Genomic DNA, 15,890 nt, shown 5'->3' with positions numbered 1-15,890 from the left:
CGATAAATAAGGCCGAGGATCATTGGATTCGCGGCCTTATTAGTATACGAAGGGTGTAATAGCAATAACAATACGGCTTTATCAGATATCAATAGTTTCACCTATTTCTGGGAGGTAAAGAGTGAGCCCGGCGTTTTCAAATTGCTTGGTTGCTTCATCTTTATCTATCTTAATAAATCCGAAGGTATTGTAATGCACACCCAGAACCTTATTGGTTTTAACAAATTGCGCAGCTTCAATAGCTTCTTCCACACCCATGGTGAGCATATCGCCAATAGGGAAAACGGCAAAATCCAGCGTTGCGAATTTAGGTATCAGTGTCATATCTAAAGTAAGGGCGGTATCGCCGCTGTAATAAAAATTACCATCATTGGTTTTTACAACAAAGCCGCTGGCAGTACCGGCATAGCTTCCATCCGGAAAACTGCTTGAATGCTGTGCAGCAACAGATTTTACAGTTCCAAAATCATATATCACTTTACCACCCGGGTTTAATGGCTGGATGTTTTTTACGCCTTGCTTACTAAAGTAATCATACAATTCAAACCCGCCTACCACTGTTGCACCGTTGTTGTTGGCAATAGCTACCACATCAAGTATATGATCAAAATGACCGTGCGATACAAAAATGTAATCGGCTTTAATATCATTAATGTTGATATGTTTAGCGAGGTCGTTGCCGGTTATGTAGGGGTCAAATAACAAGTGTTTGTTACCTGCTAAAACCGAAAAACTGGAGTGGCCGTAATAAGTAATTTTCATCGTCTTTAATTTTAATTAAATATAACTGATTGAAAATAAACCCTGTGTTAAAGTAAATTATTTATTTGGTGAAATTATCTGCATCAATAACCGCTTGTGCAAAAGCTTCTGGTGCTTCCTGGGGTAAGTTGTGGCCAACACCTCCTGTAATGTTGCGGTGTGTATATTTACCCGAAAACCTGTTCCGATATTGTTCAGGGTTTGGGTGAGGGGCACCATTGGCATCACCCTCAAGCGTAATAGCAGGCACTGTGATCACGGTAATCTGTGTAAGGCGTTTTTCAAGTTCGTCATATTTAGCCTCCCCTGCGGCCAAACCCAACCTCCAGCGATAATTATGGATCACGATATCAACATGGTCTGGGTTATCCAATGATGCCGCGCTGCGATCAAATGTAGCAGCATCAAAGTTCCATTTTGGAGAAGCAAGCTCCCAGATCAGTTTGGCAAACTCATGCCTGTTTTTATCATAACCTTCTCGGCCACGTTCGGTAGCAAAATAATATTGATACCACCAGTTAAACTCGGCTTTGGGTGGCAAGGGCTTCTGCGCATCATTAAGGTTAGTAACCAAATAACCACTTACAGATACCAGGGCCTTACAACGCTCGGGCCAAAGTGCTGCAATAACGCAGGCAGTGCGTGCACCCCAATCAAAACCGGCCAGCACCGCTTTTTGAATTTTAAGGGCATCCATCAAAGCAATAATATCAAGTGCCACAACAGATTGCTGCCCGTTTCTGACAGTTTCCTTAGAAAGGAACTGAGTGGTGCCATGGCCGCGTAAATGCGGAACAATTACCCGGTAACCCTTAGCTGTTAACAATGGAACCACATCAGTAAAACTATGAATATCATAAGGCCAGCCATGCAATAAAATTACCGGTGTACCATTTGCAGGGCCTGCTTCGGCATAACCAACATTTAATGCACCTGCATTTATTTGCTTTATTTGGCCTAGCGAGTTGTTTGTTGAAGATTTGCCCAGTATGGTTTTTGCTGATTTATTATCAGTGGTTTTTGCGCTTGCTGAACCGCTTAACATAACAAGGGGGCCTGCGGCTAAGGTAATGGCGGCTGTGCTTAAAAAACGGCGGCGATCATATTTAAGTTGTTCTGACATGTTTTCTGATGATTAGAGGTAAATGATGTAGTTGTTTAGTTTAAAACCCCGTCTTGCTATAACTTAAACAAGACAGGGCTTAAAGGGAGATTTATTTAAACCAGGTTAATTTCAACGTTGATATTTCCTTTGGTTAATTTTGAATACGGACAGGTTTGATGTGCAGTATCTACAATTTCGCGGGCAACTTCAGGAGCTAAACCGGGAAGGCTCACGTTTAAGCGGGCTTGCAAAAAGTAACCGCCAGCAGCAGTACCCAGATCAACTTCGGCATCAACAGCCAGATCTGCAGGTAAGGTGATTTTCATTTTAGCAGCAGCAAGACCCATTGCACCAATGTAGCAGGCAGACCAACCGGCAGCGAATAATTGCTCAGGATTAGTACCTGCGCCTGTTGTGCCGGGAGAAGAAAGTTTGATATCTAAACGGCCATCTGAGCTTTTTGATTCGCCTTCACGGCCTCCGGTAGTGTGTGTTTTGGCAGTATATAATACTTTTTCAATTTTTATGATGTTTGATGTTTCTGGTGTTTGAACAGTTTCCATTGTTTTAATTTTTATTTGTTTTAAATTGTTGATCAAATTTACCGCTGAATAGGCCAAAAGGCAATCAATATGTGGCCCAGGCAGACAAACTTGATGGTGAATGAGTCATTTTTGAGGCTGAAATAATAGCCTGTATTTTCTGTTTTTGTAAAGTGTTACTGGCCGTGTTAAAAAGGATGATGTGCACTGTGCACACCATCCTTTTATAATTTTAATTAGCGCAAAGTTTTAAACGCTGCGCGCAGTTCTTCGGCAAATAGTTGAGGCTGTTCCCATTGGGCAAAGTGGCCACCGTTACTTGCTTCATGGAAGTAGATAAGATGTGGGTAAGCTTTTTCGGCCCAGGTTTTTGGTGCCTGATAAATTTCGCCGGGGAATACACTTATAGCTACAGGAACATGTATTTCATGTGTGCGTTGCTCTACAACATTAAAGTTGTTAGTAGCATTTTCCCAATAAAGCTGTGCAGATGAAGTGCCGGTATTAGTTAACCAGTAAAGGGTAATATCGTCCAGTATCTCATCTTTGGTTAATACCTTTTGAGCATCGCCGCCGCTATAGGTCCAGTCGTTAAATTTATCAAGGAAAAAGGAAGCCAAACCAACAGGCGAATCAGTTAAACTGTAACCAATTGTTTGCGGGCGGGTTACCATGATGCCGGCATAACCACCACCTTTGGTGTATAGGTAGTTCATTGAGTTAAAGGCTGCTTTTTCCTTAGCTGTTAAGCCTGCTGGCGCAGCACCACCGCTTTGCAGCACTTTTGCAATGTCTGCAGGTACTGTAGCCGGCATATTTACGTGGATACCTAATAAACCTGCAGGTTTTTGGCGCCCCATTGCATCAGCCACAACAGAACCCCAGTCGCCGCCCTGAGCAACATAATGGTTATATCCAAGGCGTTTCATTAATACATCCCAGGCCTTGCCGATACGATCAGGGCCCCAGCCGGTATTTTTAGGTTTTTCTGAAAAACCGTAGCCTGGCATAGATGGTATCACTACATCAAATGCATTTGACGCCTTACCACCGTAAGCTTCCGGATCAGTAAGCGGGCCAACTATTTTTAAAAGCTCAAAAACAGAGCCCGGCCAGCCATGGGTTAGGATAATAGGCAGCGCGTTTGGATTTTTAGAGCGCACATGTATAAAGTGAATATCAAGTCCGTCAATTTTAGTTATAAACTGTGACAAGGCATTTAGTTTAGCTTCAGCTTTGCGCCAGTCATAATCCGTTCCCCAATATTTTACAAGCTTTTGTATTTGATCAAGGTTTACGCCCTGGGTACGGTCGGTAACAGTTTCTTTATCAGGCCAGCGGGTTGCCTGAATACGCTGGCGCAGATCAGTAACTGCAGCTTCAGGAATATTTACATGAAACGGGCGTATCTGAGCTGTGTCTTTTGTTGTCTGAGTAGTTTGCGCGAAGCCGGAAGCTGTGAACAGGACAAGGGCTGCGGCAATGATTTTACCCGCAAGGGTGCGTTTATTCGTTTTCATTTTTGTTGTTTTTAACTATTTGTGTGAATGGTTATTTATATTGAAATGTAATGGGACTTTTTCTGCTCAAAAGCTGAGCGGTTTATTATCCGGAGAGATCATAAAGTTTGTACCTGTGTAAATGGGTGTTTTATTTGCCCAGTGTATATCACTAAGTTTATCAAGTACATTAGTTGCTTTTGAGTTTCGCAATGTGGTAAGTTTAAAGGTTGTATCGCCTCTTAAAAAAGCGCCGGTATCAGCCATAGCTTTGTATTTGACAGGTGCATCCGGAAGCAAAACAAGGCCCTTTGTTGAGTATATTGATGATGGAAATTCAACATAAGATTTAACAGGTGCTGCATTACCTAAATGAAGCGAATTGATATGCCAGCCAGCCCTTACCGATAATTTCAAAGTTATGGCGTCCTCAGTGCAGTTTAATGTCTTAATGCTGTTATCTGATGTCCATTTTACGGGTATTTGATTTTGGGCATAAGTACCAACAGAAATAAATAGTGCTATTGCTGTTAAAAACAATGATCTTATTAATAACATATGTTTTGTTGTTTTATATCTGCTTGAATTTTTCATGGCTATATAAGTGCGTTAGGTAATAAAAGCGCCGTTAATTTTCAGTGAGTATATTATCCTCGTCGGTTAAATCCCCGTCCTTATTCTTTTTTACAACACTGATCATTTCACAGTTCTGCGGGTTACTTTCAAATGGGGCGCTTGTCAGCATCGACATGGATAACAGCGATACCAGCCCGATAATTAATCTGTTTTGTCCGTATTTGCTTAGTTTGTTCATGATCTGGTTTTTTATTGCTGTTATTATTTTGCTTGATTTGCAGCTCCGCTCAAGTCGGCTTTGGCAGCGGCCAAAATTTTACCTCGGGTTTGCTCTTGTACCATGGCCAATACTTCCCAGTTTTGGGTGTTAAAGCCTTTAGGTAAGGCAATTGTGCTGGTTCCGGTCCCGGTTTTATTGATCGAATCGCTTTGCAGCTTACGAACTATCTGTACATGTGATAATATGCGGCCTGCGTTTTCACCACGTTCAACCTTAGTTTTGGCTGATTTTTGCACTAAGGCAAGTACAAGATTGCTTCCTTTTATAGCCCCTGTAGCCTGGTATTGAACTTTTAGCATATCTCCTTGCTGGTTGGCTTGAAGTGCAAGCGTAGCATTTGGTTTAGTCGTTAATTCTTCTGAGATAGCCTGACGAAGAGCTGGTTCATCTGATCCCACAAATTCAGACTTTCCGTTTACAACAACCTGGGGAGTATAAATTTGGGATCCGCCGAACCAACGGCCATAATCAATTTGCCTGTCTGAGAAATCAGCACTGCTGAAAACATCTTTCCAGCCCTGGCGGTTCCAGTAATCAACGTGATAAGTCAATACGTAAACTTCTTTGCCTTGTGCTTCTTTCTGTATTTTGGCCAGTAGTTCATCTGCTGGTGGGCAGCTTGAGCAACCTTCGGAGGTAAATAATTCCAATACTGCAAAACCTTTTCCATCAACTTTAGCATCCGCTTTTTGAACTGATGTTTCATCCAGGCCGATAAAAGCGGCAAGCGATAATGATGTAATTATAAAGGCAGTGGCTATTCCTAAAATTTTGATAGTTTTCATGCTTTTTTTCTTATTTGTTACTCAAAGCTACCCCAAACAGGAGGCTGGCGTTAGCTAAATATGGCCCAGTTAGACACAATCCGGGCTGAGGTAGACAATTTTCGGGCTGAGTAATTTGGAAGGAATAGTTATAGGCTGTAATAGCTTATCAAGTTATTAAGCCTGCGATTATAACATCGGGAAAGGTGGTCTAAAGGCAGGCTGGCCCGCGGATGTTTTTGCGGATCTTCGCAGGCGTTTAAAACCATATAATAATGTGGTTTTGGCCAAAGAGTAAAGCGCACAAAACCAAGCTATATTATTAGCTGATTAGCAATAATATAGCTTGGTTGAATAGGAGAGCGGAGTTATTTAATTATAATTTAACGGTTATCAAGCCAGCCCAGGAAATCATGTATCTTTTCCTTGTTGATCAATAATTTTTCAGGTGTTGGTATAACCAGTTTCACGTACAATTTGCGGGCAAAATAGCGTTCAGTTTCTTTTACTGCGGTAAAGTTTACGAGGTACTGCCTGTTTACCCTGAAAAACTGGTTAGGGGTAAGTAAGCTATGAACATGATCCATTGATTGAGGAATACCGTATTCCTGCTGGCCAAAAGTTACAATGGTTGTTGTTTCGTTCCTGATATAGAAATAAGCAATGTTTTCGGTAGATACGGTAAGGTATTTATGGCTTTTGGTAACTAAAAAGCTTTTCTTTCCCTCAGTATTGCCACCCAACTTTGTAAGGAGGCCATTAATATCAGGGACAAGACTTTGCTGAAAAAAATTCTTAAACTCATCAACCTTTTTAAAGGCCGCTATGATGTTATCTTTTGAAATAGGTTTCACTACATAATCAATGCCATTTGCCTTAAAAGCCTCTAATGAATATTCGTCAAAAGCGGTGCAAAAAATAACCGGGGCTGTAATTTTAACCTCCTTAAAGATCTCAAAACTTAAGCCATCTGCCAGTTGAATATCCATGAATATGAGGTCGGGTTGCGGGTTTTGGGTGAAGTAGCTTACAGCACCTTCTATGCTTTGAATTTGAGCCAGAATCTTAGACTCTGGCTTAATATCGGTTATCATTGCCGCCAGCGATTTGGAAGCCTTTATCTCATCTTCAATGATTATGATGTTCATTTATTACTGGAAGTTTTACTTTAAATAGTTTATCGTTGCTTTCAATATCAACTTTCTCGTTTAAGAGGTGAATATAGCGAAGATTGATATTTTCAAGACCTACTTTAGTTGAAATTTCCTGTGTTTTTTTAAGCTGAACCTTGTTTTCAACAACTATTTTATTGTCCTCGGTGTAAAGCCTGATCTCCAATGGCTTATCCAATGATACCACATTATGTTTGATACAATTTTCAATAAGCAGCTGTATAGTAAACGGGGGGATCAGTGAATTGAAAAATTTTGGCTCAATGGTGTTTACTAAATTTATTCCCTCTTCAAAGCGTGCTTTTAATAAGAACATGTAAGCAGTTAGTATCTCCAGCTCTTCGGACAGGTGAATAAGGTCATGCTTGCGGCTTTCTAAGGTAAAACGGTAAAAATCAGATAGTTTAAGTATAAATTCAATAGTGTGCTTGTCATTGGTTTCAACCATCGCTTTCAATGTATTCATGTTATTGAATAAAAAGTGCGGGTTAACCTGTTGTTTCAGCATTTCATATTGTGCACCAAGGTTATCGGCCTTGCTGCGCTCCAGTTCAATGCCAACCTGTTGGTTTTGGTAACCCTGGTATACCAAATGCAAAAACATGTAAAAAGTAAGGTTAATAAGTATACCCCGTACTTCAACCATTAACATGGTTGGGCCAAAATCCATATGAGAAAGCAGCAATTGCTGAACATAGGCCAAAATAAACATAACTCCCAGACCAATGAGCAGGCTAAGCATAAGGCGCAGTATTGAAAATCCCCTGGCCTTATCACGAGAGGTGTATGCAGGCATGGTGTAGATGTTGTAATACCATACAAACAGGGCGAACAAAGCTGTAATTGACGAATTAACCAATGCTTCTGCAGTGTTAAAGTGGCGCTCTGCTATTTTAGGTACAGAAGCCAGTACGCCCATTAAGATAGAACTTGACCAAATGATAGCCGGAGATACACGCTGTATTTTATAATTTTCCGAATTATGCATAATGTTTTTATGGAAATACCGAAGGTTTTAAGTCAGGGATCATGTGATGCGGTAAATATACAATATGCCTATATTTTATACCGAATCAATCATCGTGAATAGGCCTGATCTTGTTCTTGATCATCCCGGTATTTCATGCTTTAATGTTTTACTTATTGCCAAGTTATCAAGTATTAAAGTACATAGGTAGTAATATAAGGTTAAGCCAGACAATTAAACCATTAAAGCAGACATTTTGATTGCTGAGTCGTCTATGGCTTATCTACACAATTAAATATTGATTTTTCGTTTTTTTGACATGGTTTAAAATTTACTATGCAGTACTTGGAAAAGTATAGAACCCAAAGTGAATTTTCTCATTGATTCGATTCGCAAAATGCATATAAAACAACAAAGGCCGCCTGGTTATCAGGTGGCCTTTGTTGTGAGTTGTAAAATGATCAATAATAAAAAGCGTTTGTTTGCACATGAGCTTCAAGTTTCTTTTGGTCGGTAGCGGCAGCAAGTCCTTGTAACCATACGGTATAAACGGAGCCACTGTTCACCTTTACATCGGTTAAAGTTACCAAAACAGTGCTTGTGCCAGCCTTGCGTACTTCCAATGTATAAGCGCTGTTTCCTTGCACCGGGATAAAAGGTGAAGCGGTTTTGTAGGCATTGCCACTTGCCAGTACTGTGCTGCTTTTAATAGCAAGATCAACTGCACCAGCATCTGGGCTAACATTTACCAGGCGAATAGTAGCTTTCCCGGCATCTGGCCTGGTGATTGAATCGGCAAATAAAACAATATCGGGTGTGCTGGCCACATTGGTTAAATACACAGTGTATAGTTTTTGAGCGGTAAGGTTGATGGTATCGGATTTAAGCTTTTGTGAACCTGAGCCTGCCAAAGAGAAAGTAGCAATCCTTTTGCCCGTAAACGCACGGATATAATCAATTCCGTGGCCGTAACTAATGGGCTCGATATTGGCGCGGTTTTGGTCTAAAAAGAAATTTACAGGTTGCACATCCGGTGAGGCGTTGATCACCGAAACAAGGGCCACCGGCTCATCTACATAATGGCCATTATCATGATCTTTTAAACATGATGAAAGTAGCCCGCTAAGCAAACACATCATCCCGACTATGCCTGCCCTTCTGTTGAAATTTTGGAAAACGTATTTCATAAATCAATAATGGTAATAGTGTATCTATAACTACTTTACGTTAGTTTACAGGCGGAATGCTACACATAATTAAAAATTTTATCTGCGAGATAAAATGAATGAGTTGGTATGATACCATAGGTTAATTTGTTCATGAGTAAAGTGTAATAATAATTTCATCTGCTGCATTTATCTTTTATAGCTATCTTCATGCGCCCTTGTCAGCAATAATTTTATGCCGATGCCGATCAAAAAAATCATATTTAAAACGCTTAAAATAAGCGGTATTACAATTGTTAGCTTACTACTGCTCATGTTCTTGTTACCGTACCTGTTCCCCCAAACGGTAACCAATAAAATAAAACAATGGGCAGGCGGCAGTATCAACGGTAAGCTGAATTTTACCAGCACACGTTTATCGTTCTTTAAAAGGTTTCCGGCACTTACGCTTACTTTAAATGATTTTTCGCTGAATGGCAGCGCGCCTTTTCAAAATGATACGCTGGTGGCCGCTAAAGAAGTTTCGCTGGCTATCGACCTATCTTCGGTATTTAAAAGCAAGGTCAACATTAACAAGATATACTTGAGTCAGGCTGTGATCAATATTCAGGTAGATAGCAGCGGCAAGGCCAACTATAATGTATATAAATCAAAAGACACCAAAGCTGCAAATGCTGCCGACACCAGCAGCGCTTCGTTAGGTATTGAGCAGATACTGATTGAGAACAGCCGACTGGCCTATAATGACCGCTCGATGCCGATGCTCATCAACGCGCGTGATTTTAACTACAAAGGCAGCGGCGATTTGAGCAAGGATGTTTTTGACCTTTACAGCCATGTACAATCTACCTCGGTTGACTTTTATTACGGCAACAAAGCTTATGTGCTGCATAAAAAAGTAAACGCCGATCTGGTGACCAGTATCAACACCAAATCATTAGCCTTTGCCTTTCAGAAAAATGATCTGCTCATCAACCAGTTGCCGGTTAAATTTAAGGGCCGGTTCGAGTTCCTGAAAGAGGGTTATGATATGGAATTCAGGGTAACGTCTGATCAGAACGATCTGAGCGATATTTTTACCGCCCTGCCTGCCGAGTATGCTAAATACGCAGATGATACCGATATTAGTGGTAACGGTAATATTCAACTTGCACTTACCGGTAAATATATCGCTTCCAAAAACATTATGCCCGACCTGAGTTTCAGTATGAAGGTTCGAGATGGTTATGTGGCTAACAAAAATACCCCTGAGCCCGTGAAAAACCTGTTTATCAACATGGATGCTAAACTGCCGGGACTAAATCCCGACAGTCTGAACCTCAACATAGATTCGATTTATTTTAACATCGGTAAAGATTATTTTGGATCGGTGATCAAAGTAAAGGGCATAAAAGAGCCGCAGGTATTCGCCAAGATCAATACCGAGGTTGATCTTGAAAAATGGAACCGCGCCTTTGGTATAAAAGCTGTTGATTTAAAGGGTCGTTATGCATTACACCTACTGGCCGATGGAAAATATGCTAAAGGCATCAAAAAAACAGGCGGCCTGAGGCCGAAAACCGATACCGTGATCACCAGCATCCCTAAATTTACCTTGCGTTCATCATTCAGCAATGGATATATCAAATACGCGAGTTTGCCGGAAGCTATTAAAAGCCTCAGTTTTAATTTGAATGCCAGTTGCCCCGATCATGATATAGCTCACTCCACCATGCAGGTTGATAACCTGAATATGCTTGCCCTTAATAACTATGTAAAAGGTTATTTTAAAGTGAGCAATACCGCAGGGACGCTTATTGACGCAGGCATTAAGGCTAAGTTTCACCTGGCCGATATTAAACAATTTATGCCTGCCGATACCAGTATGGATATCCGCGGCGACCTGAATGCTGATGTGCAAACCAAAGGCCATTATATTCCAGCCAAAAGGATATTCCCGGTAACCAAGGCGCTGTTGGAGCTTAAGGATGGCTACATCCAAACCAAATATTATCCGCACCCGCTGCAGGATATACAGGTAAGCGCTGATATTACAAATAACACTGGTTCGTTAAAAGGGCTGAAAGTGAATATTAAACCGGTATCGTTTAAATTTGAAGGCCAGCCTTTTATGCTTAAGGCTGATCTGAAAAATTTTGACGACCTGGATTACCGGATCGCTTCGCATGGGCGATTGGATATTGGCAAAATTTATAAGGTATTTGCCTTTAAAGGTTATGATGTGAACGGGCTCATCAGCACCAATTTTTCATTAAAAGGTAAGCAGAGCGATGCGACCGCGGGAAGGTATGATATGTTGGCTAATTCAGGTACCATGAAGGTGAAAGATATAGCGTTGACTTCAGAACTATTCCCTAAACCATTCATGATCAAAACCGGATTGTTTAGCTTTAACCAGGATAAGATGAAGTTTGATCAGTTTACAGCCAATTATGGTAAATCTGTAATTGTACTGAATGGAGCCTTATCAAACGTGATAGATTATGCGCTTAAGCCTAATTCGCCTTTAAAAGGGGAGTTTAACCTGAGCAGCAGCCTTATTTTAGCTGATGATTTTATGGCATTTGCTGGCACACCGGCTTCGGCCAGGCCAACACCATCTACTGGAGTGATATTGGTACCAACCAACCTCAATCTGAACTTTACGGCCGATGTGAAAAAGGTAAAATATATGGGCCTTGATATCAGCGATGCTAAAGGGCAGATGAACATCAATAACGGACAAATCGTGCTAAAGCAAACCGGCTTTAGTTTAATAGGGGCACCGGTAATTATGGATGCTACTTATGGGAGCGTTACACCACAAAAGGCATATTTTGATTACCACATCAACGCCAAAGAATTTGATATACAACGGGCTTATAAAGAAGTGAAAATGTTTCATGATATGGCCTCGTCCGCTGCTCATGTGCAGGGAGTAGTATCGCTTGATTACCAACTGAACGGCAAGTTGAACGGTGATATGAAACCCATATATCCTTCCATAAAAGGCGGCGGAGTACTTTCGGTTAAAAAAGTGAAGCTTTATGGGTTTAAATTATTTAGCGCAGTGGGCAAACAAACCGGGCACGATAGCCTGGCCAAGGGCGATGTGAGCAAGGTTGATATTAAAAGCACCATTGCCAATAACATCATGACCATTGAGCGTACCAAAATGCGTATGGCAGGTTTCAGGCCAAGGTTTGAAGGGCAGGTTGGCCTTGACGGCAAACTGAACCTGCAATTCAGGCTGGGCTTACCGCCATTTGGTATTTTCGGTATTCCGATGACCATCACCGGCACCCAGGAAAACCCTAAGATAAAGATGGGCAAGGCCAAGAAAGAAGATGAACTAAAGGAAACGACGGAGGATCAATAGGTAGAATTTAATTATTTTACATGAGAACATATTTGCTTCATAATAGCGTACAGACCGGTGATGTTGGCAACGTAGAGTTGCTTATTAATCAAGGTGCGGATTTGAATGAGCTCGATGAATTTGGAAATTCACCGTTGCATTGGGCTGTAATGGGTGGCTATTATGACATTGTGAAAATATTACTTGAAGCCGGGGCAAATCCCAATGTTTTATCCACAGACGGATATTCACCAAAATGGAGTGCAGTGGATTGGGGCTTAGTTGAGATAACTGACCTACTCAATTCGTATGATGGAAAGGTAATTACGAATGATCATTTCGATAGAACATCTTGGAATTTATTAAAAAAGGCGCTTGGTCAGTCATTGCCGGAGGAAGAATAATGAAGTCGTTAATGATGTAATTGACTAATACTCAAACGTTTCGTAATGCTCCACATGTTCCTCAAAATCCAGTAAATAATCTTTGTCGTCGGGATAGTAGCGGGCTTTTTCGTATTGCTTGCCGGCAAAGTTCTTGATACTGTCGAATGAGTCCCATTTGGTAACTGTCCAAAAATGGCAAACGTCGCCCTCCGTTTTTCGCCAAACCTCTACCGATAAATTGCCTTTAACGTTTTGATAATCGGGAATACCGCTTTTGTTCAGATAATCCAGATAAATGTCGGCATGTTCAGCCCTGGTTGTGCCATGCCATATACGGGTAATAACTGGTTTCATGTGTTTATTTTAAGCTGAATAAACAATACCTAAAATTACAATATGTTTATTTTAAAATCAAGGCTTGTGGAGAGTTGGTTTATAGATACTTATATGCTTTTAATCCGGATTTTATGATGACTTTTAACAATTAATAGTATCTTGAAACTGATGCACCTAACACATTAAATGAAGCATAATTGAAAACATCTTTAAAGTTTGGCATTTTAGCTAACTCAAAACGTTTTAAAGCTATTTTAGTTAAGTCAATTGATTTAACGCCTAAATATTTTGAAAAATCAGGAAGCTTCACATTGGTGTAATTAGCCGTTGCCGGCGAGTAAAAATCAGCACTTAAGCGTGTTGTTTCATTTCCTAAATATTCAAAATGTGCCGTGTATAAATCAAATAATCCGGAAAAAGAGGGTTTAAAATTTCCTAATGATGATCCTGGATTATTGAATGTGGCTGTAAAAGAGACCGGTTTATCTGGTATTGTTGTTCCGGTGGTTTTATAGAAATAGTTAAAATCTCCAATACTATAGAACATAGTGGTAGTATATTCCGGGAAACTTTCAGCAGGATAATAATAATCAATATGATTATTCTGGTTATAAACACTGCCAAAGTAATAAGAATTGTCATATTTTAAATCTGCCCTTGCTGATACCCAAACCTGAAAGTTTCCGCCGGGTGCTGTCATATTTTTTACAAGAGAGGTTTTGGTGAGTTTACTAAGGTCAACGTTGAAATCATGAACACCTTTATCGATATCAAAAAAGTTATAAAGCACTTTATTATTCTTTAGCATCTGAGCATAAATCTTGCTGTCGTCTGTATAGGCTAAATTTTGAATGTTAACTGTATCTTTAAGGGAGTTTAGAGTTATTCCTAACACATCGGTGCTGACATCTAATTTATCAAAACCTGATGTGTTTTTTAAATGAAGTCGTAAAGGCTGATTTTGAGGTTTTGCCATAGATAAAGGTGGGTTGGAAAAAACACTTCCTTTTTTTATTTGTAAATATCCTACAATCCAAGGTAGGCTATGTACGTCATCTGACACCTCGATCTGAAAAAAATTGATACGGTCCTTTTCATATGGCTCTGCCGAAGAAAGTTGAAAAGAAGTAGTCCCATTAATGTACTTCGCTTCTTTAAGTACATTTCCATTTTCGTCGGTTACAACAAAATAAGTAGTAGTATTTAAATAGTATTGAGGTATCAGATTTAGTGTTATCAGCGTACTTGAATTTACAGCTATCTGGTTATACTTAAATGGAGCAAACACAACTTCCACAGAAGTTTTATTAATGGTTATTGCTAAGTTGTATTGGTTTAACGGCTGAATGTTCAAAGCTTTACTAACAGTTTGTCCGGTTGCTTTTAATGCAAAAGTAAGGTTCCCTTTCGCTCCGCCTTTAACATATAAATAATAAAAGCCTTTAGTAAGCCCCATTTTATAGCTTTTGGTTCCGGTATCTGGTTTAAATACGGGTATCGTGTTATCTTTAATAAAATCTTTTGATATGGTTACCAACCCATCGGTTGTTACCGGATTCAGAGATAATGCTTGTTGTTCATCAACCGAGTATGATTTGATCTTTGCACTAAGATGAATGAAAGTATCGGCTAACAGCGGTTGATTTTTTGTAGAAAAGATGATATCATATTTACCTTTACCTAAATCTCTGTTGTAGGCGGCTATATTTTTTAGGTCAATACTATCTTTTATACGGGATGATGTTGAATCTTTTGAATCTTTTAGGTCAAACTCCAATAATGCAATTCCGCCAAATACTTGCTCCCACGGACTGTTTTCAAAGGTGCTTACACTGATTTTTTGAATTGTAAGCTTGGGCTCAGCTGGAGTATTACTATTGTTGTTGTTATCTTTCTTACAGCCTATTAATGTAAAAAGCATTACAATGAAAAGTAGAAAACCGTGTTTTTTCATGATATAGGAAAGTTGCAATAAGATATTTATAAAGGTTTAGCAATAAAATGTAAGGCATGTTTTGAAACTGCCAACGCTCCGGTCTGGAGATTAGGTAAAATATCATATTGAGTCATGGCATCAACAGTGATATATTTCATATACACGTTGTTGGCCGCGTCGTAAAAAGTAATCTTACCTGTTACAGAGCCTTTAACATATATATAATAATAATTGCCATTTGAACCAAGGTTAAAAGGCTGAGCAGATCCGGATAGGATAAAAGTAGGTGGAATAGAGGTGCTTATAGCATTTTTATTTATAGTTATAACCCCGTCAGATGTATTTGCATTTAAACTGATGGTTTGGTCTTGGTGTACAGCCAAGTCTTTCACCTGGGCATTAAAACGTATAAATGTATCAACAGGTGCAGTGCTTATTGTTTGGAGGGTTATATTATATGTTCCTGACGAAACCTGTTTACTAAGTAAAGCATTGCTTAATACAACAGTATCTTTTAATTCTGAAATTGATAAGGAATCGTTTTTTACGGAGGTAAATGTTAGTAGTGCTTTGCCACCCAAAATCTGGGTTGGGGTTACATCGTTTGCTGTTTTAATTACCGGAGATAATGAAACATGGAATAAGGTGTTATTAACAGGTTTGTCTATGTGGTTTTTAGAACAGCTGCTAAAAATAGCAGCCAAGACAAGTGTGCAGGCAATAGAGAGTTTCAACGTGATAAAATTTATTAGGTATCAAATTAATTATCTTAAAGCAACCAATTTGAATATTTTCGATGCAAAAATATAATTATATATACTAAAATGAAAAATATTATGATTTAATATATTTTCACAGATTTTGTCATTAATAATCCAGAGAAGTGTAGAGCCAATTGAGGGGTTAGGTTATGGGAGCAGTTAGCTATCTCGCTTTTAACCATTGACCAAATTCATAACCGGCTATGCCCATTTTAATCATCAATAAAACAATTAGTAGCGCTATAAATATCTTAAATACGGGTTTATTTTTGATTCGATCAAAAGCAGGTTTATTCATTAT

General features: G+C 39.6%; 15 protein-coding genes. 2 read left to right on the top strand and 13 right to left on the bottom strand.

Features of this window, described 5'->3' with window-relative positions:
* Window positions 1-81: 81 nt before the first annotated feature.
* The 10 genes from QWZ01_RS13015 to QWZ01_RS12970 all read right to left on the bottom strand — a co-directional run bounded on the left by QWZ01_RS13015 (window position 82) and on the right by QWZ01_RS12970 (window position 8,854).
* On the bottom strand, window positions 82-762 hold the full coding sequence (locus QWZ01_RS13015; protein ID WP_290323772.1) for a metal-dependent hydrolase: 681 nt from the start codon (window positions 760-762) through the stop codon (window positions 82-84).
* Between the two features lie 61 nt (window positions 763-823).
* On the bottom strand, window positions 824-1,885 hold the full coding sequence (locus QWZ01_RS13010) for an alpha/beta fold hydrolase (protein WP_290323771.1): 1,062 nt from the start codon (window positions 1,883-1,885) through the stop codon (window positions 824-826).
* A 95-nt stretch (window positions 1,886-1,980) separates the two neighbouring features.
* Complete coding sequence (locus QWZ01_RS13005; RefSeq protein WP_290323770.1) at window positions 1,981-2,430, bottom strand: organic hydroperoxide resistance protein; 450 nt, start codon at window positions 2,428-2,430, stop codon at window positions 1,981-1,983.
* Window positions 2,431-2,645: 215 nt separating this feature from the next.
* A complete protein-coding gene (locus QWZ01_RS13000) occupies window positions 2,646-3,929 on the bottom strand; it encodes an epoxide hydrolase family protein (RefSeq protein WP_290323769.1) in 1,284 nt (427 codons plus the stop codon).
* Between the two features lie 66 nt (window positions 3,930-3,995).
* Entirely contained in the window at window positions 3,996-4,466 is a 471-nt protein-coding gene (locus QWZ01_RS12995; protein WP_290323768.1) for a hypothetical protein, read from the bottom strand.
* Window positions 4,467-4,536: 70 nt separating this feature from the next.
* Complete coding sequence (locus QWZ01_RS12990; RefSeq protein WP_290323767.1) at window positions 4,537-4,722, bottom strand: hypothetical protein; 186 nt, start codon at window positions 4,720-4,722, stop codon at window positions 4,537-4,539.
* Between the two features lie 23 nt (window positions 4,723-4,745).
* Window positions 4,746-5,549: a DUF1223 domain-containing protein gene (locus tag QWZ01_RS12985; protein ID WP_290323766.1), complete on the bottom strand. Its 804-nt coding sequence runs from the start codon at window positions 5,547-5,549 to the stop codon at window positions 4,746-4,748.
* A gap of 362 nt (window positions 5,550-5,911) precedes the next feature.
* Window positions 5,912-6,676 (bottom strand): LytR/AlgR family response regulator transcription factor, encoded by a 765-nt coding sequence (locus tag QWZ01_RS12980; RefSeq protein ID WP_290323765.1) that lies wholly within the window; start codon window positions 6,674-6,676, stop codon window positions 5,912-5,914.
* On the bottom strand, window positions 6,657-7,688 hold the full coding sequence (locus tag QWZ01_RS12975) for a sensor histidine kinase (RefSeq protein WP_290323764.1): 1,032 nt from the start codon (window positions 7,686-7,688) through the stop codon (window positions 6,657-6,659). Before QWZ01_RS12975 ends, QWZ01_RS12980 begins: the two co-directional genes overlap by 20 nt.
* A gap of 440 nt (window positions 7,689-8,128) precedes the next feature.
* Window positions 8,129-8,854 (bottom strand): DUF4397 domain-containing protein, encoded by a 726-nt coding sequence (locus tag QWZ01_RS12970; protein ID WP_290323763.1) that lies wholly within the window; start codon window positions 8,852-8,854, stop codon window positions 8,129-8,131.
* Between the two features lie 220 nt (window positions 8,855-9,074).
* Here QWZ01_RS12970 and QWZ01_RS12965 point away from each other — a divergent pair, with 220 nt between their 5' ends.
* Window positions 9,075-12,191: an AsmA family protein gene (locus QWZ01_RS12965; RefSeq protein ID WP_290323762.1), complete on the top strand. Its 3,117-nt coding sequence runs from the start codon at window positions 9,075-9,077 to the stop codon at window positions 12,189-12,191.
* A 20-nt stretch (window positions 12,192-12,211) separates the two neighbouring features.
* A complete protein-coding gene (locus QWZ01_RS12960; protein ID WP_290323761.1) occupies window positions 12,212-12,574 on the top strand; it encodes an ankyrin repeat domain-containing protein in 363 nt (120 codons plus the stop codon).
* Between the two features lie 24 nt (window positions 12,575-12,598).
* Here the strand turns inward: QWZ01_RS12960 and QWZ01_RS12955 are convergent, their stop codons facing one another.
* The 3 genes from QWZ01_RS12955 to QWZ01_RS12945 all read right to left on the bottom strand — a co-directional run bounded on the left by QWZ01_RS12955 (window position 12,599) and on the right by QWZ01_RS12945 (window position 15,562).
* Window positions 12,599-12,910, bottom strand: coding sequence for a hypothetical protein (locus tag QWZ01_RS12955; protein WP_290323760.1), 312 nt, complete (start codon window positions 12,908-12,910; stop codon window positions 12,599-12,601).
* A 130-nt stretch (window positions 12,911-13,040) separates the two neighbouring features.
* The gene (locus QWZ01_RS12950; protein ID WP_290323759.1) at window positions 13,041-14,846 is read right to left on the bottom strand and encodes a hypothetical protein; all 1,806 of its coding nucleotides are present in this window, start codon (window positions 14,844-14,846) and stop codon (window positions 13,041-13,043) included.
* Window positions 14,847-14,872: 26 nt separating this feature from the next.
* Entirely contained in the window at window positions 14,873-15,562 is a 690-nt protein-coding gene (locus tag QWZ01_RS12945) for a hypothetical protein (protein WP_290323758.1), read from the bottom strand.
* Between the last annotated feature and the right edge of the window lie 328 nt (window positions 15,563-15,890).

The sequence above is a fragment of the Mucilaginibacter aquaedulcis genome, from assembly GCF_030409325.1.
GTDB classification, from domain to species: Bacteria; Bacteroidota; Bacteroidia; order Sphingobacteriales; family Sphingobacteriaceae; genus Mucilaginibacter; species Mucilaginibacter aquaedulcis.
The sequence above is the reverse complement of the archived record's forward strand: the minus strand, read 5'-3'. Positions and strand labels throughout refer to the sequence as shown.